At 57.9% G+C, this 26183-nt stretch carries 26 protein-coding genes, 4 tRNA genes and 1 riboswitch; of the genes, 20 read left to right on the top strand and 10 right to left on the bottom strand.

From position 1 onward, the window contains the following. Positions 1–11: 11 nt before the first annotated feature. Positions 12–2000 (bottom strand): TonB-dependent siderophore receptor, encoded by a 1989-nt coding sequence (locus K3G63_RS12460; RefSeq protein WP_220614428.1) that lies wholly within the window; start codon positions 1998–2000, stop codon positions 12–14. A 149-nt stretch (positions 2001–2149) separates the two neighbouring features. Continuing rightward, positions 2150–2372, bottom strand: a riboswitch (cobalamin riboswitch). A gap of 82 nt (positions 2373–2454) precedes the next feature. Between K3G63_RS12460 and K3G63_RS12455 the strand changes: the two genes are divergently transcribed. After that, positions 2455–3054 carry a DNA-3-methyladenine glycosylase gene (locus K3G63_RS12455; protein WP_220614427.1) on the top strand — a complete coding sequence of 200 codons (600 nt, stop codon included), beginning with the start codon at positions 2455–2457 and terminating at the stop codon, positions 3052–3054. A gap of 71 nt (positions 3055–3125) precedes the next feature. Here K3G63_RS12455 and K3G63_RS12450 read toward each other — a convergent pair whose 3' ends face one another. Beyond that, positions 3126–4313 carry a class I SAM-dependent methyltransferase gene (locus K3G63_RS12450; RefSeq protein WP_220614426.1) on the bottom strand — a complete coding sequence of 396 codons (1188 nt, stop codon included), beginning with the start codon at positions 4311–4313 and terminating at the stop codon, positions 3126–3128. A 211-nt stretch (positions 4314–4524) separates the two neighbouring features. Then, entirely contained in the window at positions 4525–5142 is a 618-nt protein-coding gene (locus K3G63_RS12445) for a hypothetical protein (RefSeq protein ID WP_220614425.1), read from the bottom strand. Positions 5143–5286: 144 nt separating this feature from the next. Between K3G63_RS12445 and K3G63_RS12440 the strand changes: the two genes are divergently transcribed. Both K3G63_RS12440 and ahcY read left to right on the top strand, forming a co-directional pair. Then, positions 5287–6033: a DUF4397 domain-containing protein gene (locus K3G63_RS12440; protein ID WP_220614424.1), complete on the top strand. Its 747-nt coding sequence runs from the start codon at positions 5287–5289 to the stop codon at positions 6031–6033. Between the two features lie 156 nt (positions 6034–6189). Beyond that, complete coding sequence (gene ahcY / locus K3G63_RS12435; RefSeq protein ID WP_220614423.1) at positions 6190–7509, top strand: adenosylhomocysteinase; 1320 nt, start codon at positions 6190–6192, stop codon at positions 7507–7509. An 85-nt stretch (positions 7510–7594) separates the two neighbouring features. On the opposite strand, the gene K3G63_RS12430 is transcribed toward ahcY, so the two are convergent. The 4 genes from K3G63_RS12430 to K3G63_RS12415 form a co-directional block, all read right to left on the bottom strand. After that, positions 7595–8785, bottom strand: coding sequence for a hypothetical protein (locus K3G63_RS12430; protein WP_220614422.1), 1191 nt, complete (start codon positions 8783–8785; stop codon positions 7595–7597). A gap of 169 nt (positions 8786–8954) precedes the next feature. Then, positions 8955–9998 carry an LLM class flavin-dependent oxidoreductase gene (locus K3G63_RS12425; protein WP_220614421.1) on the bottom strand — a complete coding sequence of 348 codons (1044 nt, stop codon included), beginning with the start codon at positions 9996–9998 and terminating at the stop codon, positions 8955–8957. Positions 9999–10084: 86 nt separating this feature from the next. Next, on the bottom strand, positions 10085–10618 hold the full coding sequence (locus K3G63_RS12420; protein WP_220614420.1) for a hypothetical protein: 534 nt from the start codon (positions 10616–10618) through the stop codon (positions 10085–10087). Positions 10619–10661: 43 nt separating this feature from the next. Continuing rightward, entirely contained in the window at positions 10662–11534 is an 873-nt protein-coding gene (locus K3G63_RS12415) for an SDR family NAD(P)-dependent oxidoreductase (RefSeq protein ID WP_220614419.1), read from the bottom strand. A 158-nt stretch (positions 11535–11692) separates the two neighbouring features. Between K3G63_RS12415 and K3G63_RS12410 the strand changes: the two genes are divergently transcribed. From K3G63_RS12410 to nadD, 7 genes are read left to right on the top strand one after another with little or no spacing between them, the layout of a single operon-like run. Continuing rightward, complete coding sequence (locus tag K3G63_RS12410; RefSeq protein WP_220614418.1) at positions 11693–12457, top strand: glycosyltransferase family 2 protein; 765 nt, start codon at positions 11693–11695, stop codon at positions 12455–12457. Continuing rightward, complete coding sequence (locus K3G63_RS12405) at positions 12454–13494, top strand: glycosyltransferase family 9 protein (protein WP_220614417.1); 1041 nt, start codon at positions 12454–12456, stop codon at positions 13492–13494. The genes K3G63_RS12410 and K3G63_RS12405 overlap by 4 nt, the downstream gene beginning before the upstream one ends. Positions 13495–13509: 15 nt before the next feature. Beyond that, the gene (locus tag K3G63_RS12400; protein ID WP_220614416.1) at positions 13510–14835 is read left to right on the top strand and encodes an O-antigen ligase; all 1326 of its coding nucleotides are present in this window, start codon (positions 13510–13512) and stop codon (positions 14833–14835) included. Between the two features lie 43 nt (positions 14836–14878). Next, positions 14879–15523 (top strand): sigma-70 family RNA polymerase sigma factor, encoded by a 645-nt coding sequence (locus K3G63_RS12395; RefSeq protein WP_220614415.1) that lies wholly within the window; start codon positions 14879–14881, stop codon positions 15521–15523. 23 nt (positions 15524–15546) lie between these two features. Continuing rightward, a complete protein-coding gene (locus K3G63_RS12390; protein ID WP_220614414.1) occupies positions 15547–15834 on the top strand; it encodes a hypothetical protein in 288 nt (95 codons plus the stop codon). Between the two features lie 9 nt (positions 15835–15843). Further along, the gene (gene gmk, locus K3G63_RS12385; protein WP_220614413.1) at positions 15844–16428 is read left to right on the top strand and encodes a guanylate kinase; all 585 of its coding nucleotides are present in this window, start codon (positions 15844–15846) and stop codon (positions 16426–16428) included. Continuing rightward, positions 16425–17030 carry a nicotinate (nicotinamide) nucleotide adenylyltransferase gene (gene nadD, locus K3G63_RS12380; RefSeq protein WP_220614412.1) on the top strand — a complete coding sequence of 202 codons (606 nt, stop codon included), beginning with the start codon at positions 16425–16427 and terminating at the stop codon, positions 17028–17030. The genes gmk and nadD overlap by 4 nt, the downstream gene beginning before the upstream one ends. 84 nt (positions 17031–17114) lie before the next feature. On the opposite strand, the gene frr is transcribed toward nadD, so the two are convergent. From frr to K3G63_RS12365, 3 genes are all read right to left on the bottom strand, one after another. Beyond that, positions 17115–17678 carry a ribosome recycling factor gene (gene frr, locus K3G63_RS12375; protein ID WP_220614411.1) on the bottom strand — a complete coding sequence of 188 codons (564 nt, stop codon included), beginning with the start codon at positions 17676–17678 and terminating at the stop codon, positions 17115–17117. A 76-nt stretch (positions 17679–17754) separates the two neighbouring features. After that, complete coding sequence (gene pyrH / locus K3G63_RS12370) at positions 17755–18546, bottom strand: UMP kinase (protein WP_220614410.1); 792 nt, start codon at positions 18544–18546, stop codon at positions 17755–17757. Positions 18547–18662: 116 nt separating this feature from the next. After that, complete coding sequence (locus K3G63_RS12365; protein WP_220614409.1) at positions 18663–19172, bottom strand: biotin/lipoyl-containing protein; 510 nt, start codon at positions 19170–19172, stop codon at positions 18663–18665. A gap of 98 nt (positions 19173–19270) precedes the next feature. Between K3G63_RS12365 and K3G63_RS12360 the strand changes: the two genes are divergently transcribed. The 10 genes from K3G63_RS12360 (at position 19271) to rplA (ending at position 26171) form a co-directional block, all read left to right on the top strand. After that, the gene (locus K3G63_RS12360) at positions 19271–21862 is read left to right on the top strand and encodes a M1 family aminopeptidase (RefSeq protein ID WP_220614408.1); all 2592 of its coding nucleotides are present in this window, start codon (positions 19271–19273) and stop codon (positions 21860–21862) included. A 244-nt stretch (positions 21863–22106) separates the two neighbouring features. After that, positions 22107–22189, top strand: a tRNA-Tyr gene (locus K3G63_RS12355). Positions 22190–22261: 72 nt separating this feature from the next. Further along, a tRNA-Gly gene (locus tag K3G63_RS12350) sits at positions 22262–22334 on the top strand. An 88-nt stretch (positions 22335–22422) separates the two neighbouring features. Beyond that, a tRNA-Thr gene (locus tag K3G63_RS12345) sits at positions 22423–22494 on the top strand. Between the two features lie 168 nt (positions 22495–22662). Further along, complete coding sequence (gene tuf / locus K3G63_RS12340) at positions 22663–23853, top strand: elongation factor Tu (protein ID WP_139925658.1); 1191 nt, start codon at positions 22663–22665, stop codon at positions 23851–23853. Positions 23854–23979: 126 nt separating this feature from the next. Further along, positions 23980–24053 (top strand) — tRNA-Trp (locus K3G63_RS12335). Next, positions 24048–24308: a preprotein translocase subunit SecE gene (secE, locus tag K3G63_RS12330; RefSeq protein WP_310794584.1), complete on the top strand. Its 261-nt coding sequence runs from the start codon at positions 24048–24050 to the stop codon at positions 24306–24308. Before K3G63_RS12335 ends, secE begins: the two co-directional genes overlap by 6 nt. 22 nt (positions 24309–24330) lie before the next feature. Continuing rightward, entirely contained in the window at positions 24331–24897 is a 567-nt protein-coding gene (nusG, locus tag K3G63_RS12325) for a transcription termination/antitermination protein NusG (protein ID WP_220614407.1), read from the top strand. Positions 24898–25012: 115 nt separating this feature from the next. Next, the gene (gene rplK / locus K3G63_RS12320; protein ID WP_139925659.1) at positions 25013–25456 is read left to right on the top strand and encodes a 50S ribosomal protein L11; all 444 of its coding nucleotides are present in this window, start codon (positions 25013–25015) and stop codon (positions 25454–25456) included. A gap of 19 nt (positions 25457–25475) precedes the next feature. After that, the gene (gene rplA / locus K3G63_RS12315; RefSeq protein ID WP_220614406.1) at positions 25476–26171 is read left to right on the top strand and encodes a 50S ribosomal protein L1; all 696 of its coding nucleotides are present in this window, start codon (positions 25476–25478) and stop codon (positions 26169–26171) included. The last annotated feature ends 12 nt before the right edge of the window (positions 26172–26183 follow it).

Here is a 26183-nt window from a genome sequence, read left to right as displayed (position 1 = left end):
GTATGACAGTATCAGCGCCAGCTTAGGCGCAGGCTCAGGCTGCCCCAGCGCGGGGGCATGGCCCGGGCCTCGTACACCTGATAGGCTTGATTAGTAAGGTTGAAGCCCTGTGCCGCCACTAGCAAACCCAGCGCCGGGGTAAGCTTGAGCTTATAGCCCAGAGTCGCGTTAAGCAGCACGTAGGAAGGCAGATACCGGCCGTTGCCGGAGTAGATATAGCGGTAGCCGGTATAGCGCAGGGCCGTGGTAAGCTGCCAGCCGTGCCAGCCCTGTTCGGTGGTGAGAGCCGCGCTGTGCAGGGGTACGTAGGCGAGTTGCTGGCCCGGTGCTAACTGGTCGGTAGCATTGCCCTTGGTTTTCTCCGACTGGGTGAGGGCGTAACTCGCGCGTGCACTGAGGCGATACGTCCCAGACTGCCACATGGCCTGGGAGCTGACTTCCAGACCCTGAGCCCGTACCTGGCGTAAGTTGCGCGGCGTAGTATAAGTAGTGCGCGGGTCGGAGGTCCACTCCACCCAATCGTCCACGAGCTGACGGTAGGCCGTTAGCTCCGAGACCAGTGTGAGCAAGGCAGCAGGCCGGAACGTGTGCTGCAAGCCCCCCTCGTAGCCGTAACCACGTTCCGGGCGCAAGTTAGGGTCGCCACCCTGGGGCCAAAACCGCTCGTTGAGGGTCGGGGCCCGGTAGCTGCGGGAAGCACTGGCCTTAAGCGAAAGTTGCTGCCGTTTTGTTTGCCACACCTGCCACTCGGCCCCCAATGAGGGTGTAAGTGGCGCAGCACGACCCGGCAGCACCGCCTGCCGCACATTGGCGGAGAGGTGCAAGGTTGGTAGTGGATCGTAGCGCATTAGCACGAAGCCCGCAAAGCGGTTTTCGGTTACCGAACGGCGGTACAGCTCGGGCGCGACGACAAAACGCTGCGCCTCTAAACCACTCCGTAGGCTGGCCCGACCGCCAAAATTGATGGTATAATCGGCCTGAGCCTGGGTAGTGCGCACCGTGGAGTTACTGACAGTGGCATCGTTGCGGTAGTTGAGCACGTCCTCGAACCAGGCTACTCGCACGCTTGCCTCCTGCCTACTCGCAACGTGCCGGTAGCCCGCCAGCAGGCGGCGGCTTTGGTCCCATTCCCGGGCGTGGGTGTTGGCCGAGCCAATGGCAGGCTGGATCTGGCGGTCGGCATCGGTAAGCCACGCCGAGGCTTGCACTTCGCCCTTCTGGCCCACGCGCAGGGTTACATCCTGGGCCACGCTCCATTGCTGCAGGGCGGCATTTTCCTGGCGTCGGCGCACTAGGCCACTAGTCTCACGGATAGAGTAGGGGAAGTTGTTGTCGGCAGCGCGGTAAGAGGCGGCGGTGCGCACCGAAACACGCTGGTTGCTAAAGCTTCCCTCCACGCTGCCGGCCCGTAGGCCGTAGCTGCCGACGTCGGTTTGTGCGGTGCCTTGCAGCCCCGCCCCCCACACTACCGCCGACGAGAGCAGCACCGAGCCACCCACCGCCCCCGTGCCGTACAAGGCGCCGGCGGGTCCGTGCTGCACCTCGGCGCGGGTGGTACCGCTTAGGGGCAGCAACGCAAAATCCGACTGGCCCAGCGTGGGCAGCATCACATTGAAACCGTTCCAGAGCACAGCAGTGTGTTGGGCTGAGGTGCCACGGATGGAGATAGACGCTAACTGCCCAGGACCGTATTCTTTCAGATACAAGGCCGTACGCGAAGCCAGAGCTTCCGCCAGGGTAGCCCCCGTAGGCAGCACTACCCCCGAGTCCAGCACCGATGTAACGCGGCTGCCTACTGCGAACCGGCTGGGGCGTATCCCCTGCACCCGAACGGAGGGCAGGGCCTGCACCGTATCAGGGGCAGATGCGGGTGTGTTTTGGGCAGCCGCCGTGCTTGTCACCAGCCCAGTGATACCCAACAGGAGCGCAATGCTTCGCCCTAGCCGGATGTAGCCAGTCAGACTCTGGGGTAAGACATAATAGGTAAGCAATCGAACCAAAATTTCCGGGGTAGGAAACGTCAGTTCAAAACTCCTGGCACTGCCTTCCGAAACGGAAGGCCCTACCGAAGCCGAGGCCGAATACAGGAAATCAAGCGGCCCGAAGGCTGCCTACTGCAATCATTCTCCGCCCTTCCTCCGCAGGCGCTGAACATGGGAAATGCAGAGGCAGGTCTCCTGGCTTGCTCCGGGCGCGTTGCCTTCCCATTTCCGCCGCTTCTGGTTAAAAGCAGCCTGCTGAAACAGTGGCCGGTGATGACGCGCCGACTCGTGAAGCGTACAGTTGCGGGGACAGCTCCGGAATTCAACCGGATTCCCTTTTCAGCCTCGCCCCCCAATCGGGGTCCGGCCACCTCTACGGGCGCAAAGGTAGTGCAAAGCCTGGAACCTGCTACGGTTTCGTAACCTTCTCGCTACTATCCGGTACCAGTAGCTTCTGCTCTCTTCCTTGTTTATGAAGCTGCCTCTGGAGTTTTACCGCCGCCCCGACCCTGTAGCTATTGCCCGTGAGCTGCTCGGGAAATACTTGTTTACCTACCTTGATGGAGTGCTGACCGGCGGCCGCATCGTCGAAACCGAAGCCTACGCCCACCTCAACGACCAGGCGTGCCACTCTCACTTGGGCCGCTACACGGCCCGCACCCGCGTGATGTACGAGCCCGGCGGCGTGGCCTATACTTACCTCATCTACGGCCGCTATGTGTTGTTCAACATCATTACCAACGAAGCCGGCAAGGCCGATGCCGTGCTGATCCGGGGGCTGGAGCCTACCGAAGGCATCCCGGAAATGCTGTTGCGGCGGGGGTTGACAGAGGTGCAACGCAACCTCACCGGCGGCCCTGGCTTGCTAACGCAGGCCCTGGGCATCAGCACGGCGCACTACGGACTTAGCGTGGCCGGAGAAAGTATCTGGCTCGAAGACCGGGGCGAGGTGGTACCCGAAGCCAGCATCCTGGCCTCTCCCCGCGTCGGTATCGACTATGCCGGCGCCGACGCGGCCTTGCCCTGGCGCTTCCGCCTCAGAGGCAGCAAATGGACCAGCCCGGCAAAGTGAAGCGGTGATGAGCAGTTAGGTGAACGGATGACAAGTGACCGGCTTGCCATCTGCCTCATCATCCTACTACCTCACAGCTTCTCGCAGACCAATACCATCAGCTTGCCTTCCAGATTTGTGGTGGCGAACAGGTACAGGTCGCCCCCTTCGCGGATACCGGTGCGGTGTCGGAACTCGGCGACGGTATCGGGGAAGTTACGGGTGGTAACGTGGGCGCGAGCTTCCGGGCCCAGGTGGGCGCGTAGGGCCTGGCCATCGTACTTCTCCACGGCGTGAATCCGGAATATGCGGCCAGGAAACTCCGGACGTAGCGTATCGGAGGTATAGAGGTGGCTGTGCTGATGCAGCTTCAGCAGTTCGAAGGCCGTGCCAACGCTCCGAAACGCCCCGGCTTTCAGCACGGCCACGTTCGGCTCGTAGAGATACTGCTGGGGCTCGGCGTAGCGGGCCACGGCACGAGCTTCCCGGGCACGATTCAGGCGGAACACCTGCTGCTGACCGGTGCGCAGCAGGTTCACGGTGTAGCGCTCGGGGTCCACGGCCGGCTCGGGGCCAAGCTCATAGAGCACCTCCTTGCACTCGTTGTCTACGGCCACCACCCATAACCGGCGCACGTGCCGCAATTCCTGAATGGCCTGCTCAATATCGAGCATGGGCGAGGTTTTCAGCAGCACGCTGTGGCCCTTATGCAGCAGCAGGGGCAGCAGGCGTAGTACGTCCGGCTCGCAATCCTGGAGCCGGAAGATTTTTTTGGCGGCCGTATCCCGGCGGGCAGGGTCAAGATAGAGCCAGTCGAACGTGTCGGGCGTGTTGCGCAGAAACTGCACGGCGTCCTCGTTGTGGCACTGCACGTTCTGGATTCCTAACTGAGCTAAGTTGAAGCGTACTACTTCCGCAAGAGCCGTATTGCGCTCCACGTAATGCACCTCGGCCACAGTGGCGGCAAAATGGGCCGCATCAACTCCAAAGCCGCCCGTCAGATCAGCCAAACGCTGGCCTTGGACCAGAGTGGCTTTAAAGGCGGCCGTGCGGGCGGAAGAGGCCTGCTCCACGGAGAGAGTAGGCGGAAAAACCAGGTCGGGATTCTCGGCCCAGGTCGGGAGCTTGGTGCGGGCTTTCTGGCGCGCCTGAATCTGGCGGACCAAGTCGGGGACGGGAAGCCCGGGGTAGCGGCGGGCCTGAAGGGCGAGCTGGGCGGGGTCGTCGTGCAGGTGCTCGGCAACGTATTGCCGAGCCGCTGCCGGCAGCGGGTATTCCATGTAGGATTCCTACGAAAAAGCGGTGCCGCCGGACGCAAATCCGACTGGCACCGGGACAACGAATACTCAAACGTAAGCAGGAATCCGGCAATGCTGGAATTAGCTGGGTACGACTGAGGCAGCACTAGGCTGAAAATACACGGTACGAACAAGGCCGGCTCCTGCGCGAGGAAACCGGCCTTGCTTGCCATGATCTGTAACGTGCGGAATGCTAGCGTAGGTTCCAGGTAAGGGCCAGCAGCGGCCGGCCCGTGGCGCTGGCAGTTAGCCCAACGGCGCTGGGGCGCAGCACGGCGCCGGTGCGGGCGGCGGGCAGGCCGGCGTTGTGCGCCTCCACGGCCCGCTGGAAGTGGGAGTTCGTGTTGCGCGAGATAAAAATGTTGCTTAGTAAGCTGCCCAGAGCAATGCCCGCGGCTACCTTCTGCGTGCCATTGAAGTACTGTTGCTTTTCATCCAGGGAGAGCACCTGCTGGCTGTACAGGCCCACGGCCCCCACAAAGGTCAGGCGCTCGGCCAGGTACATCCACTTTTGCCGGCGGTAGCGGTTCAGGTTATCCAACGCTTCCTCGTTGCCGGCCAGGTAGGGACGCAGGCGCTGGCCGAAAAAACCGGCACTCTGGTACTCTTTTTCCGTGGAGCCGTCTCCGGTGGTGAAGAAAAAGTTTTTCTGCACCCCATTCAGGCCGCGCTGCTGATCTTCGGGGCTAAGGCGAATAACGGTAGCGGACTGCTGGGCATGCGCCGACAACGTCAGGCCAAGCGCGCACGAGGCAACCAGAACAGAGCGGCGGACAGCGCCAGAAAAGCGGGATGAAACCAGTTGAAGCATGAGTACAAATTTATAGCACAGCCATTCAGCGTCCTAAGCACTTTGGCGAGCAAAAAGTGCAATTCATCGAGGAAAAATTTGTGGCCTACTCAACAAAAGCCCAAGGCGCGCCGTTCTGACGGGCATATCACCAATCCTTCGTCTATGAAAACCCTGACTTCCTTCCTGCGCCCTGCTTTGCTCCTGGCCACCTTACCCGCGGCCCTGGCTTTCACGGCCTGCTCCGATGATGACGATAATAACACGGCAGCCCCCGACCAGAGCAACGTGCTGATTTCCCACGCCGCCGCTTCCGCCAACGTGCAGGTAACTGCCCTGGCCGATGACAAGCAGGTAGGCCAGTTGAATTACGGCCAGAGCAGCGGCTACGTGAAGGTAAATGCAGGCACGCCGACGCTGAAAATTAACAACAGCGCGGGCCAGACGGCCGCCTCGCAGTCGGTTACCATTGCCAAGGACCAGAATTACTCCGTGTTTGCATACGCGCCTACCCCCACCACGGTAGGGTTGCTGCCCATTTCCGATGATTTAACGGCCCCGGCTGCCGGACAAGCCAAAGTCCGGGTAGTACACCTGGCCCTGGGCGCCCCGGCTACCGTGAAGCTCTCCCAGCAAACCGTAGCCGGCGCTACCGATGTGCCGGGCGTTAGCGCGGCGTTTGGGGCGGCCTCCGCCTTCGTGTCCATTCCCGCCAGCTCCTACAACCTGCTGGTTACTACCGGCACCCCGTCGACTATGGTAGTAGCCGTCGGCGACGGCACGGGTACGGGCTCGGCCACGGCCACCAAAAACTACGAAGCCGGTAAAATTTACACGGTAGTCGTGCGCGGTATTGCCTCCAGCATTGACCCGGCCCTGCAAACCAAAGCCGTGGTAATCCAGCATAACTAACCTAGCAGTCTGGGTATCAGCTCTTCACTGCCCGCCCAGGTTACCTGGGCGGGCAGTGTTGGTAGTAACCGGCTGGAAATCAGGGGTGGATTAAAAGGCTAACAAATTGAGTATCTTTGCGGTTGAAACGCGACAACGCATCCAGCTATTACCATCATGGTTGATACCAAGACCACGGCTTACGTTCCGTACAAAGTAAAAGACATGTCTCTGGCCGAGTGGGGCCGGAAAGAGATTCGCTTGGCCGAAGCCGAAATGCCCGGCCTGATGGCCCTGCGCGAAGAATACGGCGCCAGCCAGCCGCTGAAAGGCGCCCGCATTGCTGGCTGCCTGCACATGACCATTCAGACGGCCGTGCTGATTGAAACCCTGATTGCGCTGGGTGCCGAGGTAACCTGGTCTTCCTGCAACATCTTCTCGACCCAGGACCACGCCGCCGCCGCCATTGCCGCCGCTGGCATCCCGGTGTACGCCTGGAAGGGCATGAATGAGGAAGAGTTCAACTGGTGCATCGAACAAACCCTGTGGTTTGGCGAGGAGCGCCAGCCCCTGAACATGATCCTCGATGATGGTGGCGACCTGACCAACATGGTGCTGAACCAGTACCCCGAGCTGGCCGCTGGCATCAAAGGCATTTCCGAGGAAACGACTACCGGCGTGCTGCGCCTGATTGAGCGCGTGAAGAATGGCACCTTGCCTATTCCCGCCTTCAACATCAACGATTCGGTTACCAAGTCGAAGTTCGACAACAAGTACGGCTGCAAAGAGTCGGCCGTAGATGCTATCCGCCGGGCTACCGACGTGATGATGGCCGGCAAAATTGCCGTAGTAGCCGGGTACGGCGACGTAGGAAAAGGTACCGCTGCTTCGCTGCGGGGAGCCGGTGCCCGCGTTATCGTGACCGAAATCGACCCCATCTGCGCCCTGCAGGCCGCCATGGACGGCTACGCGGTGAAGAAGATGGAAAACGCCATCAAGGAAGCTGACATCGTAGTAACGGCTACCGGCAACTGCGACATTATCACGGAGCAGCACTTCCGCGCCCTCAAGGACAAAGCCATTGTCTGCAACATCGGTCACTTCGACGATGAAATTGACATGGCGTGGCTCAACAAGAACTACGGCCACACCAAGGACACGGTGAAGCCCCAGGTTGACCTCTACAACATCGAAGGCAAAGAAGTAATCATCCTGGCCGAAGGTCGCCTCGTGAATCTGGGCTGCGCTACCGGTCACCCTTCGTTCGTAATGTCGAACTCGTTCACGAACCAGACCCTGGCGCAGCTGGAGCTGTGGCAGCACGCCGACCAGTACGAAAACAAAGTATACACCCTGCCCAAGCACCTCGATGAGAAGGTAGCCCGCCTGCACCTGGCCAAAATTGGCGTGGAGCTGGACGAGCTGAAGCCCAAGCAGGCCGAGTACATCAACGTACCTGTAGAAGGTCCCTTCAAATCGGACCTGTACCGCTACTAGGGTACTGGCGGCGGCAAACCCGCCTACAAAAAAAGGTCCGCCCGGCACTGCGCCGGGCGGACCTTTTTTTGTGGGTAGTCCGCAGTTATTCGGCCACGGTAAACCACGGCGCGCCCAGCCGGCCGGGCATCTCGTAAATCCGGACCCGGGCGCCGGGCTGCACCTGCTGATAGTAGTCTTCGGATACGGTTACGTCTTCGGCTTCCTTGCGCGGGCCCCAGGGCGTCACGTTCAGGTAGTAGGTAGTCGTCTTACCGGAAGAGTAATGCTTGCTTAGCACCGTAGCCGTGTGGTGTTTGGCCGGGCCTTCGTCGAAGACGCAGTTAACCGCTACGGTAGCCGCGTAGCCGTAGAGCAGCGCATAGACCGCCACCTGCCCCAGCACGCTGACGCGGAGCTTGGGCTGCTGCAGAAACGAGCGGCTACCCAGGAGCAGCAGCAGACCGAATAGTGCGGCTACCCCGCCCGCCAGGGGCCAAAGGGCGTCATACTGCAGTAACTCAAAATCCAGTAATTCTCGCAGCAATAGACCCAGCGGAGGTATTAGCATAGCAACCGACACGTTGGGGTAGGCGCTGTTTTTCTGCTCGTCGGGCCGGATGGTGCCCCGGTGCCAAAGCAAGGCCAGCGCGGCCACTGCGGGCAGGGTTAGCCCAGCCGTGAAGGCCCATTCGTAAAACCGCGGTAGGAATAGGAGCCAGGCGCCGGTCAGCCAGCCCAAGGTGTTCAGCGTGCGTGCTACCCGGCGGGCCTGGGTGAGGTTGGTCTCCCGCTCCTCGGCCGTGCGCCCGAAAGTATCATCCAGCAGAAGGGCGGCTTCTTCCTGGCGCTGCTCCTGCTCGTCCAGGTTGGGGTAGTGCTCAGCCAGCCACTGCTGAATTTCCTCGTATCCCTCGCTTGTATAGCCAATCCGGATTTTGGGGTAGGCCTTCGACTTAGGCAGAATGTGAGTGTACTGCTGATCAGTGCGAAACCCCTCAATAGCCTCCAGCGGCAGCTCCTTGCGGTAGAGCGTGCCCGCGTAAATTAGGGCGGTGTCCGTGATGATATGGCGTGCTTTGATGACTTCGTACAGGCAATACACAAAAAATAGCCCGAACACACCCATGCCCACGGTAAACCCTATCCGCAAGGCGCCCCAGTCTCCGGACGGCATCCAAAAGGGCGCTGACCAGAACAAGGCAATAAGCAAGGGCGAGAACAGGTAGATAAAAATGCGCCAGCCGCGGGCCGTGCCGTAGGAGCGGTGCACCTGCTGAATTTCGGTAGTAGTCACGAATAGGGTAGGGGTGAGTTTCCTCAAAAATAGCAGCCCTACACCAGGTTGTGGGCCCCGGAAACGCTTGCCGGTAAAAAGATTCTCGGCGGCTCCCTGACTTCTCCAACGCAAAACGCCACCGCTGAAAATTAGGGGTGGCGTTTTGTATTCCGGAAATCCGGAGGATTTATACTGCTTGCGAAGCCAGGGCCCGTTGCACCGCCGGGGACACCACCTGCCCGAACAGCTCGGTAGAGCGCAGCACGGCTTCGTGGGGCATGCCTTCCAGCATGAGCTGGCCGATGAAGCGGGTATTCTGAAACAAGCCGTGCAGACGCACCAGCTTGCCGGTTACCTGCTGGGGCGTGCCTACGAACAGCGGACCGTCGGGGCCGCAGAGGGAGTCGAACTGCTGGCGGGTCATGGGGCGCCAGCCCCGTTCCCGGCCAATGCGGTTCATGACCAGGGAATAGGCCGGAAAAAACTCGTCGGCAGCCTGCTGAAAGGTGTCGGCCAGGTGGAAGTGACAGTTCAGGCAGAGAGGCAGCTCGGCAGAGTTGTGGCCGGCCTGCTCCGCCGAGCGACGGTAAAGGTCGGCAAAGGGCACATATTGGGCCGGTGCCCCGCCCAGAATGGCAATGGTAAGCCCCAGGCCCAGGGAGCCCGCCCGCGCCGCCGAGGCTGGGGTGCCGCCCACGCCAATCCAGATGGGGAGCCTGGGCTGTAGGGGACGCGGATATACTCCTTTGCCCGCAATGGCCGGGCGGTGCCGGCCCTGCCAGGTTACCACTTCCTGCTCGTTGAGTTGCAGCAGCAACCCCAGTTTCTCCGCAAACAGGGTGTCGTAGTCGTTCAGATCCTGCCCAAACAACGGAAACGACTCAATGAAAGAACCGCGGCCGGCAATGATTTCAGCCCGACCATTGGAAATCAGGTCGAGGGTAGCAAAGTTCTGGAAGGTGCGCACCGGGTCAGTGGAGCTGAGCACCGTCACGGCACTTGTGAGCCGCACCCGCTGCGTGACGGCCGCAACCGCTGCCAGCACTACTTCCGGGGCCGATACTACATAGTCGGCGCGGTGGTGCTCCCCAATGGATACTACGTCGAGGCCGGACTCGTCGGCGCGGCGCCCCAAGGCTACCAGTTCCTGCAGGCGGCGGGCAGCCGCTTGGTCGCCGCCGGCAACGTGGGTGGGGGCTATTTCGCCGAAAGAGCTAATTCCAAGTTCCATATGCGTGAGAAGAGTAGTTCGAGAGTGAAAAGGAGCAAGCGCCAAACCCTGGCGAATGTTTTAGGGGGTACTAGTGGGCGTAGCCCCTACTGCTCGCCACTTCCGGCTTGCCGGGCCGGCGCGGCAGGCAGCGTGCCAGTGTACTCCTCACTGCTCACGTAGAGGCGGGCATTCAGCAGCTTCCACTCGTGTAGCAGAAAGATGTTGTACGAAAGCCCGTTGGCCGTTTTGTTTACCATGCCCAGAAGCGGTTGCCAGCTGTGGCCCAGCATCCACCCCGAAACAGTGGTGTACAGCCCCGTCGGCTGTACTTCGGCTGCCGTGCGCTGCCCTTCCACACGTATGGTAAGCTGGTGCAGGGGAGTAAGGGTAGCGGAGTGGTGCGTACTCCAGTTAACCAGTTGCCCGTGTCCTGGCTCGGGCGCCAGCAAATTCCTGGCTTTGCTGGCGGGGCCTGGGCTGTCGGACCTGCTACCACCCATGAGCAACCAGCTAAGTGCAACCACCAGCGTTAGCCCCAGCCCTATGTGGCGGCGGAGTAGCAGCAACACCCGTATCCAGGCGTAGAGAATAAGTAGTAGAATAAGGATGTTAAAGATAGACCACAGCAGCGCCGGCATGAGAAAACGGCATAAGAGTAAAAGATGGCAGTAAGGTAGCTTACTACGAAAAGAAGTTCTGGTGTACCAGCCGTTGTGTTTCCTGCCACAGCTGCCAGGCATGCTCCGCCGTGTTGAAATCGTGCTTCACGGGCTCCGCCTTCTTTTTAGCGAAGAAGCCGCCGCTGATAGCTCCCATTTCCGGAGCCGTGGCCAGATACAAAGTAGTTTCGGCTCCCTGATCTGGCGAAATCATAAAGGGCCGGAGCAGCTGGGTTCCCGTGGCCAGCCACCCGGCGGCGTGTGCGCCAAAGTTGCTGGCAATAGCTCCCGGGTGCAGGCTGTTGCTGACGACGTTGCCAATGCCTCGCTGGCGCAGCTGCCGGGCCAGCTCCTGCGTGAACATGATGTTGAAGAGCTTGGTATTGCTGTATTGCTGCAACGGGCTGTAGTCCTGCTCCTGGTGAAGGTCATCGAGCCGGGGCTTGGCCATCTTGTAGGCCATAGAAGCCACGTTGATGATGCGGGCAGCCGGACTCTGGCGCAGCGCCTGCAGTAGCAAAGCCGTCAGCAGAAACGGGCCGAGGTAGTTGGTTGCCAGCGTCAGCTCAATGCCTGCCGTGGAAACCTGACGCGGTTGCCCAAACAGCCGGCCTGCATTGTTCACTAGCACGTCCAGCCGCTGGTATCGTTGGGTAAACTCGGCGGCGGCGCGGCGCACCTGGCTTAGGTCGGCTAGGTCGCAGAGCAGCACATCTACCCGGCGGCCCAGCCCTACCAAGGCCTGCATCTGTTGGCGGGCGCGGGCGGCCTTTTCGGCGCTGCGGGCCAATAGCACCACGTGGTAGCCCTGGCGCGCCAGCTCGCGGGCGGTTACTTCTCCAATACCAGACGTAGCGCCCGTAACTAAAGCAAGGGGTTGAGTGGGAATAGCCATGCGTATAGGATACAGTCTGCTGGCTATACGCAACGGCTTGGCGGCAGGAGGTAGGCCCCGCACATTTCGGCTTGCTGCCCCCCAGCTTGGGCAGGCATTTGCCCGCGGATAGGCAACTGCCGCCCAGCCTTCACAAATTGCGGATATTTACGCCCGCTATGCCTACTGTTCCCCTGTCCGTCGTCATCATCACTTATAATGAAGAGCGCAACATTGGCCGCTGCCTCGAAGCCGTACGGGCAGTAGCCGACGAGGTGGTGGTAGTTGACAGCTTCTCTACCGACAACACTGTGGCCATCTGCGGACAGTACGGTGCCCAGGTCGTGCAGCACGCTTTTGAAGGGTACGTGCAGCAAAAAAACTTTGCTACTGCCCAGGCCCGGCACGACCATGTACTGCAGTTGGATGCCGATGAAGTACTGACCGAGGAATTGCGCCAGAGTATTCTCCAGGCTAAGCAGAACTGGCAGGGGGCAGGCTACACCCTGGCCCGGCTCACCAACTACTGCGGCAGCTGGGTGCGCCACGGCGGCTGGTACCCCGACCGGAAGCTGCGCCTCTACGACCGGCGCCTGGGCCAGTGGACGGGCTTGCTCCTGCACGAGCGGTACGAACTGACTCCCGGCCAGCCGCGCCCCCTACCCCTGACCGGCGACGCGCTCCACTACTCCTACGATTCGGTGGCCCAGCACGTAAGTCAGCTCAACCGCTTTACTAGCATTGCGGCTGAGGAGCTGTGGCTGCGCGGCAAGCGCCGCGTGTCCGTGTTTCATCTGCTGCTAAAGCCCTGGTGGAAGTTCACCCACGGCTACTTCCTGCGGCTGGGCTTTCTGGATGGGTTTGCCGGCCTCAGCATTGCCGCTATTTCAGCCTGGGGCGTATTTCTGAAGTTTGCCAAGCTGAAAACCAAAGCCGCCGCATGAAAACCTTTCTCCTCAGCCGCACGGATGCCATCGGCGACGTGGTACTGACCCTGCCCCTGGCCGGCCGGCTAAAGCAGCTGTATCCCGGGTGCCGGGTGCTGCTGCTGGGCCGCACCTATACCCAGGCCATAGCCGCCGCCTGTCCCTGGCTCGACGGCTTCCTGAACTACGACGAACTGCAACAGCTGCCTGCTGCCGGGCAGGTAGCCGCTCTGCGCACAGTAAAGGCCGATGCTATGGTGCATGTATTTCCGAATAAAGCACTGGCTCAGCTAGCGCGCAAGGCGGGCATTCCCCTGCGCATCGGAACCCGTAACCGGTGGTTTCACTGGCTGACCTGCAACCGGCTTGTGGCCCTCAGCCGCAAGAACTCCCCTCTGCACGAAGCCCAATTGAATTTGCTGCTACTTAAGCCAGTAGAGTCTTATGAGCCATTGTCCCTGGCCGAGGTAGCCCGGCTGGTGCGGCTTCGGCCCATCGTTCCACTAACGCCTGCTCTACAGCAACTCCTGGCGGCGCGCCAACCCGGCCAGTTGAACGTAGTGCTGCACCCGCGCAGCCGCGGTAGCGCCCGGGAATGGGGGCTGCCGCACTTCGCAACCCTGGCCCGCCTGCTGCACAGGGCCGGCCACCGGGTGTTCGTGACAGGCACGGCGGCGGAAGGGGAGGAGCTGCGCAGCTGGCTTACAGAGCAGCACGCCTTCCTCGCCGCCGACCTGACCGGCCAGTTAAGCTTACCCGAGCTGATTGCGTTTCTAGGCGCTGCTGATGGGCTGGTGGCCGGTAGCACGGGGCCCTTGCACATTGCCGCCGCGCTAGGACGCCATGCCTTAGGGCTCTACCCACCCATCCGGCCCATGCACCCCGGGCGCTGGGCCCCGCTGGGGGAACTGGCCAACTACTTGGTATTCGACCGGCCCAACTGCCAGGACTGCCGGGCCCTGCCGGCGGCCTGCAGCTGCATCAAAGCCTTAGCACCCGCCCAGGTAGCAGCCCAAATTCAGCAGTGGCGTCCTTTTCAGTCTGCGGCTTTCTGACCTACTTGCTGCCCGATGAGCCCGCTTCCTACCGTAACTATAACTCGTGAGCCCCTGTGGCAGGCGTGGTGGCGCACCGGCCGCCTCTCACAGCATCTGCTGCTGCTGGCCTGCGCGGCGGGCGTGGCGGGGCTTCTGGCCTCCCGGGCCCTGATTGCCCTAAGCCCGGTAGTAGGGGTGCTGGCGGCGCTGGCTAACCCGCGACTAAAAACTCGGTTACCACGCTGGTGGCGGTTACGTACGGTGTGGGGCCCTGCCGCCCTGTACGCCCTGCTGCTGCTAAGCGGACTCTACACCCAGGACTGGGCGGCCTGGCGCCACGAACTGTTCCGACAACTGCCGTGGTTGGGGGTGCCGCTGGCGTTTGGCTTGGCCGTGCCCTTAAGCCCCCGGCAGCGCTTTGGGGTCGGGTTGCTGTATGTAGGCGGCGCCGCTCTTATTGGGGCCGCCACTATGGGACAGTATTTTCTCGACCCTGTGACGGCTAATGCGGCCTTCGGCTCCGGTCAGAGCATGCCTTCTGTAACCCGCGTCTTTCACATTCATTTCGGGCTAATGCTGGCATTAGCCGCATTTTTTGGGGTAGCCCTGCGGCGCGAGCCCTGGGCCGGAGCCGTGTTGCGGGCCGTCATAACCGCCGCCGCCGCTACCTGCGTCCTGACGTTGCACGTGCTGGCGTACCGTACTGGCCTTATGGTGTTCTATGGCGCGCTGCTCCTAGAAGCGCTGCTGCTGCTCTTTATCCGGCGGCGGGTGTGGCTTGGTGGGTTGCTGCTGCTAGCCCTAGCTGTAGCGCCCTACGTAGCCTACCAGAGCCTGGAGTCAGTACGGCAGCGCGTGGAAGCCACCAGCTACGACATCGAGCAGTTTCAGCGCAACAACGACATCAACGAGTACTCCCTCTCGCGACGCCTAGCTGCGTGGCAGACTGCACTGGTGGTTGCGCGCCAGCAGCTGGTGCTGGGAGTAGGGCCCGCCGACGCCTACCACGCCATGATGGAGCAATACGACTGGCAGAACTACGGCTTGCGTCCTGAAAACCGCGTGATGATCCATAATCAGTATCTGCACCAGCTGGTGGGTGGCGGAATCGTGGGGCTGGCGCTGTGGTTACTTGTGTTATTCGGGCCGCTAACGCAACCCAGGCTGCGGCGTAACCCGTACGTGTATCGGTTCGTGTTACTACAGGCGCTGGCTATGTCCGTCGATTCTCTGCTGGAGTTACAAACTAGCTTCAACCTGTTCGTATTCTTGTACGGCTTTCTGCTAGTGGCTACTGAGCGCCGAATCACCACCAAAACCTTACCGACGGCCACTGGTAGTAGTTCTATATTTGTCTAACGGCGGTATTTTTTCAATATTCAGCCGAACTTTTTTTGTGTCCATGAGCGACTCCCCCGAACGAGTACCAAAACTGAGCAAAGAGGAAAAAGACCGGCGTTTTCAGGCCGAACTGATGCCTGTGCTCGATTCTCTGTACAACTTCGCCTTCCGCCTCACTCTCGATGAAGATGATGCAAATGACCTCGTACAGGAAACTTATCTGAAAGCTTATCGCTTCTTTGAGTACTTCGAGCCGGGAACGAACGCCAAAGCGTGGCTGTTTCGCATCCTGAAAAATTCGTTCATCAATGATTTTCGCAAAAAAAGTAAGCAGCCCGCTAAGGTTGACTACAGCGAAATCGAAGGGTACTACAACACGGAAGATGTGGAGGCCGAAGGCGACGCCGGCAGCACCTCAACCGACATGCGGCAGCAAGCCGTGCGCGACCTCATCGGCGACGAAGTGGCCAGCGCACTCAACTCACTGCCCGTGGATTTCCGTACCGTCATTATCCTCTGTGACCTGGAAGGGTTCACGTACGAGGAAATGGCTAAGGTGCTGGACATCCCCATCGGAACGGTGCGCTCCCGTTTGCACCGGGCACGTAATTTTCTCAAGGACAAACTCGAACGTTACGCTAAATCAATGGGTTATGGCTCTGAAGATGCAGCGGACGACGAAGAACTTATCGACGACAACGAATAAACCTTTCATGCTAGGTCCTCATTATGGAAACCACTTCTACTAAGCAAACCAACCAGAGCGCGGAGCCTACTACTGGCACCGACTGTGAACGCGTGAATACAATTCTTGACCAAATTATCGTCGGGCAAGAGCCCACGGCTGAGGACGAGGACTACTTCGTCAATCACGCCGAAGATTGCTCTCCATGCTTTGATAGCATCGACAAGCAACACATCTTCATCGACTTTCTGGCCCAGCATGTAGGCCGGAAAGGAGCCCCTTCTTCGTTGTCGAACTCAATTCTTGCGCGAGTTAAAGCGGAAATGGCCTAATTTTGCCCGATGCAGGGTAAAATCATCGCCTTTTCGGCTCCTTCCGGCGCCGGTAAGACAACTATCGTCCATCGGCTGCTGGAACAGATTCCGGAGCTAAGCTTCTCTATTTCAGCGTGTACGCGCGATAAACGCGGCCGCACCGAAGCCAACGGTAAGGATTACTACTTTATCTCCGTACAGGAGTTTCAGGAGAAAATCCGCCACGACGACTTTGTGGAATGGGAAGAGGTGTATGAAGGGGCCTTCTACGGCACGCTGAAATCAGAAATTGAGCGCATCTGGAGCAACGGACAGCACGCTGTGCTAGACGTAGACGTGAAAGGTGGCCTCAGCATCAAGGAGTTTTACAAAGACCGCGCCCTCGCTGTATTTGTGAAGCCTCCGTCCTTGGAAGTGCTGGAGCACCGCCTTCGTAACCGCGCCACCGACTCCGACGCCAGCATTTCGGCCCGTCTCTACAAAGCCAATTTCGAACTCACTTTTGAGGATCGTTTCGACGTCACCATCGTGAATGATGACTTAGAGCGGGCTATAAGTGAGGCGGAAAAGCTGGTACGCAATTTCATTACCGCCGAGCCCGCCATCTTGTGAGCAGCCCTGCTTCTGCCCTGAACGGCCAGAAAGTAGGGCTGCTTTTTGGTTCGTTTAACCCTATTCATACGGGCCACCTGATTCTGGCCAACTTCATGGCCACCCACACCGACTTAGCGGAGGTGTGGCTCGTTGTCTCACCACAGAGCCCGTTTAAAGTAGGGCAGGAACTGCTGCCCGAGCAGGACCGGCTGCAGTTAGTAGAACTAGCAATTGCCGGTAATCCGCGGCTGCGTGCCTTGGACGTGGAGTTTACCATGCCTACGCCTAGCTACACCATCAACACCCTCAGTGAGCTACGCCGGCGGCATCCTGCCCATCAGTTCGTGCTACTGATAGGCGGGGATAACCTGCCGGGGCTACCTCGTTGGAAAGATGCCGACCGGATTGTAGCGGAGCACGAGGTGTACGTGTACCCAAGACCCGGCGCTGCTTCTGCTCCTTCGGAAACCCACTTGGAAGTACGGATAGTAGCGGCTCCGCTGTTAGATATTTCAGCCACATTTGTGCGCAGTTGCGTGCGCGCTGGTAAGTCTATTCGCTACCTCGTACCAGAGCCGGTAGAAAAGCAGATTGTCGCCGCCGGGTACTGGCGTGAGTAAAGTCTCTTCTGTAACAATACAAACAAACGCCCCACCTGATTGCGTCAGGTGGGGCGTTTGTGTACCAGAGCGTAATACGACCACTCAGATGGTCATAATCTCGGTTTCCTTTTTGCTGAGCAGTTCATCTACCTTGCTGATGTAGCTGTCAGTGAACTTTTGCACTTTGGCTTCGGCGTCCTTGATGGCGTCTTCGGCCGCGCCATCCTTCAGCAGCTTGCGCAGCGAGTCATTCACGTCTTTGCGGATGCCCCGGATGCGAACCTTACCGCTTTCCGACTCATTCTTGGCTTGCTTCACCAAGTCGCGGCGGCGCTCTTCCGTCATGGGTGGAATATTCAAGCGCACACCTTCGGCATCCGACTGCGGATTAAGGCCTAAGTCACTGTTTTTGATAGCCTTGGCAATTTCGCTGATCATGTTCTTCTCCCAGGGCTTGATGAACAGCGTACGAGCATCGGGAGCCGCAACGTTGGCTACCTGGCCTATCGGCGTCGGGGTGCCGTAGTAATCAACCCGCAGCGAATCGAGCATGGCCGGCGTCGCCTTGCCAGCCCGGATGCGGGCAAATTCCAACTGCGTGTGCTGCAGGGCCTTGCCCATTGATTCCTCGGCCTCGTCCAGATAAAACTTTATTTCTTCGTCCACTTCTGAAAGGTTAAGTGTTGAAAGGTGAGAGTTACAGTAAAGCGCTAGTAAGCCAAGGCTCAACTAACGAGCGTGCTTAGGCGTGGTTGCCGGGTGTTTCTTTGGTGGCGGGCTGCAAGCTGCTGTGCTTCGGGTCAAGCGGGGCCGGAGCCTGGGAGCCATGCATGCTCACAAGCGTGCCTACGCTTTCTCCGTCTAGCAGACGTTGCAGGTTGCCCTCCTTATTCATATCAAACACAATGATGGGCAGGTTATTCTCCTTGCAGAGCGTGAAAGCCGTCATGTCCATCACGTTAAGATTCTTCTCCATCACCTCATCAAAGGTAATTTCGGGGTAGCGCACGGCCGCGGGGTCTTTCTCCGGGTCAGCCGTGTAGATGCCATCCACGCGGGTTCCTTTCAATACTACATCCGCCTCTATTTCGATGGCGCGTAGGGAAGCGGCGGAGTCGGTGGTGAAGTAAGGTGAGCCAATGCCAGCCCCAAAAATAACCACGCGGCCTTTTTCCAAATGGCGCAGGGCCCGGCGCCGAATGTAAGGCTCACACACGCGCTGAATAGTAACGCCAGAAAGCAAACGGGTAGGGATGCCTAACTTTTCCAGGGCGCTCTGCAGCGCCATAGAGTTGATGACTGTGGCCAGCATCCCCATGTAGTCGCCCTGCACGCGGTCCAGCCCAAAGGCCTCGGCCTGTACGCCGCGGAAGATGTTGCCGCCCCCAATCACGACGGCTACCTGCGTACCGGTGGCGGCTACAGCCTTAATTTCTTCGGCGTACTGCATGAGCCGGTCGGCATCAATGCCATACTGTTGCTGGCCCATCAGGGCCTCGCCGCTTAGTTTCAGCAGGATTCGGTTGTACTTCAAAGCGAGAGAGGTTAAGCGTGAAATGCGCAGATACATGGGGAGGCCGTAAGCAGGTACCGGCGGCAGAGGCCGCGGGGTATCTGCTTACGGCCGAAGCGAAAGAAACGAGAGGTAGGTCAGCTGAACTGAACCAGCACCTGCCCTTTGGTCACATTGTCGCGTAAGCTGACTTTAATGGCGGCCACCGTGCCATCGCCCGGGGCCTTCAGGATATTCTCCATTTTCATGGCCTCCAACACCAGTAGAGGGTCGCCTTTCTGCACCGCCTGTCCCGGCGCTACCCGAATATCAACTATAAGGCCTGGCATAGGAGCTTTCAGCTCGTTTACCTTGCTGGCGGCCGCGTTGCTCATGCCCAGCTTATCCAGCAGCAAGTCAAATCGGTCCTTGGCCTGCAGCTCCAGGCGCTGGCCGTTCAGCTTCAAGGCGAGGGTCTTGGCCGTATAGTCAATGGCTACCAGCTCGGCAGTGTAGGACTGGCTGTTGTAGAGGATGTGGTAGCGGCCATCACCCAGCGGCGTCAGATCCCAGGCGAAAGGCTGCCCGTCGACCGTGGTAGTGCCGTTGGGCCGATAATCAACCTCCCAGGTGTGGGCGGGGGTAGTGCTGGTGCGTACCTGTAGCATGCGAAGAAGGCAGGGGTGGGGCGGAAAAGGGCTTAAAGATAGGCCAATTCTGAAATAAATTCGGAACTTGACCCTTCAATACGCTAGTGCCTTTCCGCATGAAATACCCGGTCCTCGGTGCCTTTGTTCTGACTCTGCTGGGTCAGGTTCCGGCTTCCGCTCAGGTAGTTAAATCCAGTCGCCCGGCTTCCAGTGTCAGCCATCCGGCGCGCAAGAAAACTCCTGCTTCCGATACTCCGACCCCGGCACCGGTTCAGCAACCCGTGCCGAACTGGCTGCCCTCCACAAACCCGGTGCAGCCCGCCGCTACCATGCTCCACGACCTAGTGGATACTAAGCTCGACGTGCGTTTCGACTGGGCCAAGCAGTGGCTGTTGGGCACGGCTACGCTAACCCTGCGCCCCCACTTCTACCCGCAGAACCAACTGGTGCTGGATGCCAAGGGCTTCGATGTGAAAAGCGTGGAACTGCTGACCGGTGGCAAGAAGGGTAGGGACTTGAAGTACAGCTACGATAAAAAGAAGCTAACTATCAGCCTCGACCGGCAATATCCGCGCACCGAGCAGTATCAGGTACGGATTCAGTACGTAGCCAAGCCCAACGAACTGCCGAAGGGAGGGAGCGAGGCAATTACCGAGGATAAGGGCCTATATTTCATCAACCCGTTGGGTACAGATAAAAGTAAGCCCCGCCAGGTATGGACTCAGGGGGAGACGGAAGGCAGCTCGTGCTGGTTTCCTACCATCGACAAGCCTAACCAGCGGATGACCCAGGAAATCAGCCTGACGGTGGAAAATGGGTTCAAGACGCTTTCCAACGGGCTGCTGGTATCCTCGCGCCGTAACCCCGATGGCACCCGCACCGATGTTTGGAAGCAGAACCTGTCTCATGCGCCCTACCTTGCCATGCTGGCCGCCGGCGACTTTGCGGTAGTAACGGATACGTGGCGCGGCAAGCCAGTGGAATATTACGTTGATCCGCCCTTCCAGTACACGGCCAAGCAAGTATTCGGCAACACGCCGGAAATGCTGGAGTTCTTTTCGAAAAAGCTGGGGGTAGACTATCCGTGGGAGAAGTATTCACAGGTAGCGGTGCACGATTTTGTATCTGGAGCCATGGAAAATACTTCGGCCTCCACGTTTCAGCAGCAACTGGTTCAGTTCAGCTCACGGGAGTTGCCGGATATGTCCTATGAGCCCGAGTCAGTTATTGCCCACGAGTTGTTTCACCAGTGGTTTGGCGACTATGTAACCACGGAATCGTGGTCCAACCTGCCTTTGAACGAGTCGTTTGCTGATTATTCGGAGCTGCTGTGGGCCGAGTACAAGTACGGGGCCGATGCTGCCGCTTTGGTGCAGCAAACCAAGCTGCGCAACTACTTGGAGGAGGCCCAGACCAAGCGCGAACCTCTAATTCGCTACCGCTACGCCGACCGGGAAGATATGTTTGACCGGCACTCCTACGACAAAGGAGGGCGGGTGCTGCACATGCTCCGCAAGTACGTCGGCGATGACGCCTTCTTCACCGCGTTAAACCGCTACCTGGCCCAAAATAAGCTTTCCAGCACAGAGATTGCCAAGCTGCGAATTGCCTTCGAGGAAACCACTGGTGAGGATTTGATGTGGTTTTTCGACCAGTGGTTTCTGCAGCGTGGACACCCAGAGCTGCGCGTTACCCATTCCTATGACAACAACCAAGTGGTTCTTCGGGTGCAACAGGTTCAGGATACGCTGTATCAGCCAGTATACCGCCTGCCCGTCACGGTAGCTACTTGGAGCAATAACCAGCCCACCGAGCACCGCATACTCGTTACCAAGGCCGACCAAACGTTCCGCCTCCCGGCCAGTCAGCGGCCTAGCTTGGTCAAGTTTGACCACGATGGTGTACTGCTGGCACAGCTAGATGAAACACAAAGCCAAGAGGAACTTCTTTACCAACTCAGTCACGCGCGCGGCTACCTGCAGAAGTATGAGGCCATTCAGGGCCTGCGCAGTAAAACCGCCGATTTACTGGTCAGTGCTGCCTTCCGTAATGCGCTCAATGATCCGTTTTGGGCTACCAGAGTTGCTGCTCTAGACGGCTTACGCCGTTACCGTGGTGCGGAGGGCAGTGCCGTTCGCAAGGATTTGCAGCGGGTAGCGCTTAATGAAAAAAAGGGGGTAGTGAGGGCTACGGCTATTAGTGTATTGTCGTCGTTTCCCAATGAAGATTTCAGCGAGGTATATGCTACTGCCTTGAAGGACAGCTCTTACTTAGTTGTAGGGGCTGCTGTAGAGGCTCTGTCAAAAGCTCCTACTCCTACTACCCGGGCTCAAATGGCTACTCTGCAGGAAACCAAAAATTCGGCCTTGCTTACTGCTTTATCCAACTACTACGGTCTTAACGGTACTCTTGACGATTATCAGTGGTTTTTGCGCCGTAGTCAGGATGCTTCCCCAGAGGTATTGTACAGCTTATTGGAGAATTTCGGTACTCTCATGCAGCGCATGCCCCCAGTAGAGCGAGAAAAAGGCATTCAGCGCCTCGAAACCCTTGCCCGGACCCACCCGCAGATGTACGTTCGGCTAGGAGCTTACAAAGGGTTGCACCAGTTAGTAGCCAGCATGCCTACCCTGAAACCCATCTTGCAAGACATTCGCAGCAAGGAGAAAGACGATAATCTGAAGTCGATGTACAGTCTTATTCAATAAAATCTTAATTTTTTTCGTCTACGACCAGCTTTCCCCGGCTGGTCGTTTTTATTAGGTAGTCAATTGGTTAGAAGCAAAAGCTGGCGGAAACAGGAAGCGGAGCAAGAAAAAAGTTAAAACCTTTTTCTGTCGTAGGCTTGACTTGCATCAGAAAGCCTCTAATTTTGCAACTCCAATCGACACACTGATGGCTTCGGCCACTGGTTGAATGGGAATCTTCTTCGTAAGCGACGAAGGAAAAACTGGGGGGATTCCAGAGCGGCCAAATGGGACGGACTGTAACTCCGTTGTCTTACGACTTCGAAGGTTCGAATCCTTCTCCCCCCACATAGTGGAACAGTGTTTTAGTGAGATGGTGACAGTAGAAGCACCATCTCACTATCCACTGCCTCACTTTACGCGGGAGTAGCTCAGTTGGTAGAGCGGCAGCCTTCCAAGCTGCAGGTCGCGGGTTCGAACCTCGTCTCCCGCTCGGTGCCTTGAATGGCAGCGAGAAGTAACAAGTACAGCTCTGCTGGTAAAAGTTCTTTCGCTGTTGTATCTTTGCTAAACCAAAATAAGCCGTTTTAGCTCAGTGGTAGAGCACTTCCTTGGTAAGGAAGAGGTCATGGGTTCAAATCCCATAAATGGCTCAGAATTTACGAGTACCAACGGGGCAGCGCGACTGCACCGTTTGGATCTGTCAGCAAGTGAAGCGACGTGCAGTCCCGACTAAACGGAGCTGTGTTTCGCTTTCTTACTGTATAGGCTAGTCGCGTTTTCCCCCTCTTTACCTCAAAATTCCTCTTAATCTCTTTACAATGGCTAAAGAAAATTTTGACCGGTCCAAGCCGCACGTAAACATCGGCACGATTGGTCACGTGGACCACGGCAAAACCACCCTTACTGCTGCCATCACCACGGTTCTGGCTAACAAGGGTCTGGCTGCCAAGCGCGACTTCTCTTCGATTGACAATGCTCCCGAAGAAAAAGAGCGTGGTATCACCATCAACACCGCTCACGTAGAATACGCCACCGAAAATCGTCACTACGCTCACGTTGACTGCCCTGGTCACGCTGACTATGTGAAGAACATGGTAACGGGTGCTGCTCAGATGGACGGCGCTATCCTCGTGGTAGCTGCTACCGACGGCCCAATGCCCCAGACTCGTGAGCACATCCTGCTCGCTCGTCAGGTAGGTGTACCTCAGCTGGTAGTGTTCATGAACAAAGTGGACATGGTGGATGACCCCGAACTGCTCGAGCTGGTAGAGATGGAAATCCGCGAACTGCTCTCGTTCTACGACTTCGACGGCGACAACATTCCGGTGATTCAGGGTTCGGCTCTGGGCGGCCTGAATGGCGACGCTAACTGGGTTCCCAAGATCGAGGAGTTGATGGCCGCTGTTGACAGCTACATTCCAATTCCTGCTCGTCTGACCGACCTGCCCTTCCTGATGCCGGTAGAGGACGTATTCTCTATCACGGGTCGTGGTACGGTTGCTACCGGCCGTATCGAGCGTGGTATCATCAACTCGGGTGAGCAAGTTGACATCCTGGGTATGGGTGCCAAGCAAGGCCTGAAGTCGACGGTTACGGGTGTGGAAATGTTCCGCAAGATCCTGGACCGTGGCGAAGCTGGTGACAACGTAGGTCTGCTGCTCCGCGGTATCGAAAAAGACGATATCCGTCGTGGCATGGTAATCTGCAAGCCAGGTTCCGTGAAGCCTCACACCAAGTTCAAGGCTGAGGTGTACGTACTGTCGAAAGAAGAAGGTGGTCGTCACACTCCGTTCTTCAACAACTACCGTCCTCAGTTCTATTTCCGCACCACCGACGTAACCGGCATCATCACGCTGGCCGAGGGTGTAGAAATGGTAATGCCCGGCGACAACGTAACCATCTCGGTTGAGCTGATCAACGCTGTAGCTATGGAAAAAGGCCTGCGTTTCGCTATCCGCGAAGGTGGCCGTACCGTAGGTGCTGGTCAGGTTACTGAAATCACCGAGTAGTTTCCCGCTTTCTGGTGAAATAAAACAAATCCGCCTCCGAAATTTTCGGGGGCGGATTTGTTTTATTTAAAGAGTTCCATACATTTGCAGTCCCAATCCAGCACCTTGACTGGCGAGGGCGCATACACGGGCGTAGTTCAAGGGTAGAATAGAGGTCTCCAAAACCTTTGATGGGAGTTCGAATCTCTCCGCCCGTGCCACCAAAAACTACGGCTGCTTCGGCAGCCGTAGTTTTAACACACCAAACTGGTGCCACCATCATGAGCAAGCTAACGAACTACTTCCGGGAAACCTCCGAAGAGATGCGCTACAAAGTGACGTGGCCTTCACTAGAGGAATTGCAGAAAAGTGCTGGTCTAGTGCTGATCGGTTCATTATTGTTCGCGGCGGTAGTTGGTGTGATGGACGTTGTTTTCAGCAAGAGTCTGGAAGCATTTTATACCTCGTTCCGTTAATCGGCAGAAATAGACGACAGCAATGGGCGAGTTAAAATGGTACGTAGTCCGCTCGGTCAGCGGACAAGAGAAAAAAGCTAAAAACTACTTGGAAACAGAGATTGGCCGCCATGGCCTCTCTGATCTGGTGCCCCAGGTATTGATTCCGGTAGAAAAGGTTTTTGAAATGCGCAACGGCAAAAAGCGCGTGCGTGAGCGGAACCTTTATCCTGGTTACATTATTATCCACGCCGACCTGACTCACGGGGAAGTAGACCATATTATCACCAGCACTCCTGGCGTAATTGGGTTCCTCAGCGACAAAGAAGGGAAGGCAGCCAGTCAGAATACCAAGCCTGTTCCCCTGCATATTTCGGAAGTAAATCGCATCCTTGGGATTGTGGATGAAGCTGAAGAGCAAACTGCTACCCTGGAGACTCCTTTCGTAGTAGGTGAGCTAGTGAAGATTGTAGATGGTGGCTTTGCCGGGATGTCGGGTACCGTTTCCGAAGTATTTGAGGAACGCAAGAAACTGAATGTTATCGTGAAAATTTTCGGTCGTAGCACGCCCATGGAGTTGAGCTACACGCAGGTCGAAAAGGAAGCGTAACCCCATAAAACGTCACCGGTTATCCGCTCCGGACCGGTGGTGCTTCCACTTTGGAGCAATTTTCATCTGAGGGCTGCTGCGTGTTACCGCACTGGCCCGAAGCCTTTCAAACCAAATGGCCAAGGAAATTAGAGGTTATCTGAAGCTTCAGATAAAGGGAGGCGCCGCGAACCCCGCGCCGCCGGTTGGACCTGCACTTGGTAGCAAAGGCCTTAACATCATGGAGTTCTGTAAGCAGTTCAATGCGCGGACCCAAGATAAGGCTGGCCAAGTTTGTCCTGTACTCATTACCATGTACACCGACAAGTCGTTTGACTTCGTGGTGAAGACCCCGCCGGTTCCGGTTCTGCTTATGGATGCTGCCAAGCTCCAGGGTGGCTCGAAAGAGCCAAACCGTAACAAAGTAGGGTCGGTATCATGGGACCAAGTGCGCACCATCGCCGAAACGAAAATGCCTGACCTCAATGCCTTCAAGGTAGAGTCGGCTATGCGTCAGGTGGCTGGTACGGCTCGCAGCATGGGCATCACCATCTCGGGTACTTCTCCCTTTGCTGAATAATTAACGACGGAGAAGACACATGGCAAAAATTAGCAAAAAGCGCAAGGAAGCCCTTGCCAAGCACGACCTGACCGAAATCCGGAATCTGGTTGAAGCCGCCAAAGTGGTAAAGGACATCACCTATACCAAGTTTGACGCTTCGGTAGACATCGACGTTCGTCTGGGTGTGGACCCTCGCAAAGCTGACCAGATGGTACGCGGCGTAGCCACGTTGCCCCACGGCACCGGCAAAACCGTTCGCGTTCTGGCCCTGGTTACCGCCGACAAAGAAGCCGAAGCTACTGCCGCTGGTGCTGACTACGTTGGTCTGGATGACTACATCTCGAAAATCGAGAAAGGTTGGACCGACATCGACGTAATCATCACGATGCCGTCGGTAATGGCTAAGGTTGGCCGTCTGGGTCGCGTACTGGGTCCTCGTGGCCTTATGCCGAACCCCAAGTCGGGCACCGTAACCACGGACGTAGCCAAGGCTGTGCAAGAGGTGAAAGCTGGTAAAATCGACTTCAAAGTTGATAAAACCGGTATCATCCACTGCTCGGTTGGTAAAGTTTCTTTCGATGAGCAGAAGCTCGCTGAAAACGCCATCGAAGTTATTCAGACGCTCCAGCGTCTGAAGCCTTCGTCGGCGAAAGGCACTTACATCAAGAGCATTACGCTGTCGAGCACGATGTCGCCCGCCGTTCCGGTTGACACGCAAGTAACTTCCGCCTAAGTTTTAATCAAC

The organism is Hymenobacter sp. HSC-4F20 (genome assembly GCF_019599275.1).
Lineage (GTDB): Bacteria > Bacteroidota > Bacteroidia > Cytophagales > Hymenobacteraceae > Hymenobacter.
This window is presented reverse-complemented; position numbering and strand designations above follow the sequence as displayed.

Coding starts and splice junctions, on each gene's coding strand:
- K3G63_RS12410 (WP_220614418.1), top strand. CDS start 11,693: ATGCCTACTGTTCCCCTGTCCGTCGTCATCATCACTTATAATGAAGAG.
- K3G63_RS12390 (WP_220614414.1), top strand. CDS start 15,547: ATGGAAACCACTTCTACTAAGCAAACCAACCAGAGCGCGGAGCCTACT.
- K3G63_RS12360 (WP_220614408.1), top strand. CDS start 19,271: ATGAAATACCCGGTCCTCGGTGCCTTTGTTCTGACTCTGCTGGGTCAG.
- K3G63_RS12405 (WP_220614417.1), top strand. CDS start 12,454: ATGAAAACCTTTCTCCTCAGCCGCACGGATGCCATCGGCGACGTGGTA.
- K3G63_RS12400 (WP_220614416.1), top strand. CDS start 13,510: ATGAGCCCGCTTCCTACCGTAACTATAACTCGTGAGCCCCTGTGGCAG.
- K3G63_RS12440 (WP_220614424.1), top strand. CDS start 5,287: ATGAAAACCCTGACTTCCTTCCTGCGCCCTGCTTTGCTCCTGGCCACC.
- tuf (WP_139925658.1), top strand. CDS start 22,663: ATGGCTAAAGAAAATTTTGACCGGTCCAAGCCGCACGTAAACATCGGC.
- K3G63_RS12425 (WP_220614421.1), bottom strand. CDS start 9,998: ATGGAACTTGGAATTAGCTCTTTCGGCGAAATAGCCCCCACCCACGTT.
- gmk (WP_220614413.1), top strand. CDS start 15,844: ATGCAGGGTAAAATCATCGCCTTTTCGGCTCCTTCCGGCGCCGGTAAG.
- rplA (WP_220614406.1), top strand. CDS start 25,476: ATGGCAAAAATTAGCAAAAAGCGCAAGGAAGCCCTTGCCAAGCACGAC.
- rplK (WP_139925659.1), top strand. CDS start 25,013: ATGGCCAAGGAAATTAGAGGTTATCTGAAGCTTCAGATAAAGGGAGGC.
- K3G63_RS12365 (WP_220614409.1), bottom strand. CDS start 19,172: ATGCTACAGGTACGCACCAGCACTACCCCCGCCCACACCTGGGAGGTT.
- ahcY (WP_220614423.1), top strand. CDS start 6,190: ATGGTTGATACCAAGACCACGGCTTACGTTCCGTACAAAGTAAAAGAC.
- nusG (WP_220614407.1), top strand. CDS start 24,331: ATGGGCGAGTTAAAATGGTACGTAGTCCGCTCGGTCAGCGGACAAGAG.
- K3G63_RS12415 (WP_220614419.1), bottom strand. CDS start 11,534: ATGGCTATTCCCACTCAACCCCTTGCTTTAGTTACGGGCGCTACGTCT.
- K3G63_RS12395 (WP_220614415.1), top strand. CDS start 14,879: ATGAGCGACTCCCCCGAACGAGTACCAAAACTGAGCAAAGAGGAAAAA.
- K3G63_RS12455 (WP_220614427.1), top strand. CDS start 2,455: ATGAAGCTGCCTCTGGAGTTTTACCGCCGCCCCGACCCTGTAGCTATT.
- K3G63_RS12420 (WP_220614420.1), bottom strand. CDS start 10,618: ATGCCGGCGCTGCTGTGGTCTATCTTTAACATCCTTATTCTACTACTT.
- K3G63_RS12445 (WP_220614425.1), bottom strand. CDS start 5,142: ATGCTTCAACTGGTTTCATCCCGCTTTTCTGGCGCTGTCCGCCGCTCT.
- K3G63_RS12450 (WP_220614426.1), bottom strand. CDS start 4,313: ATGGAATACCCGCTGCCGGCAGCGGCTCGGCAATACGTTGCCGAGCAC.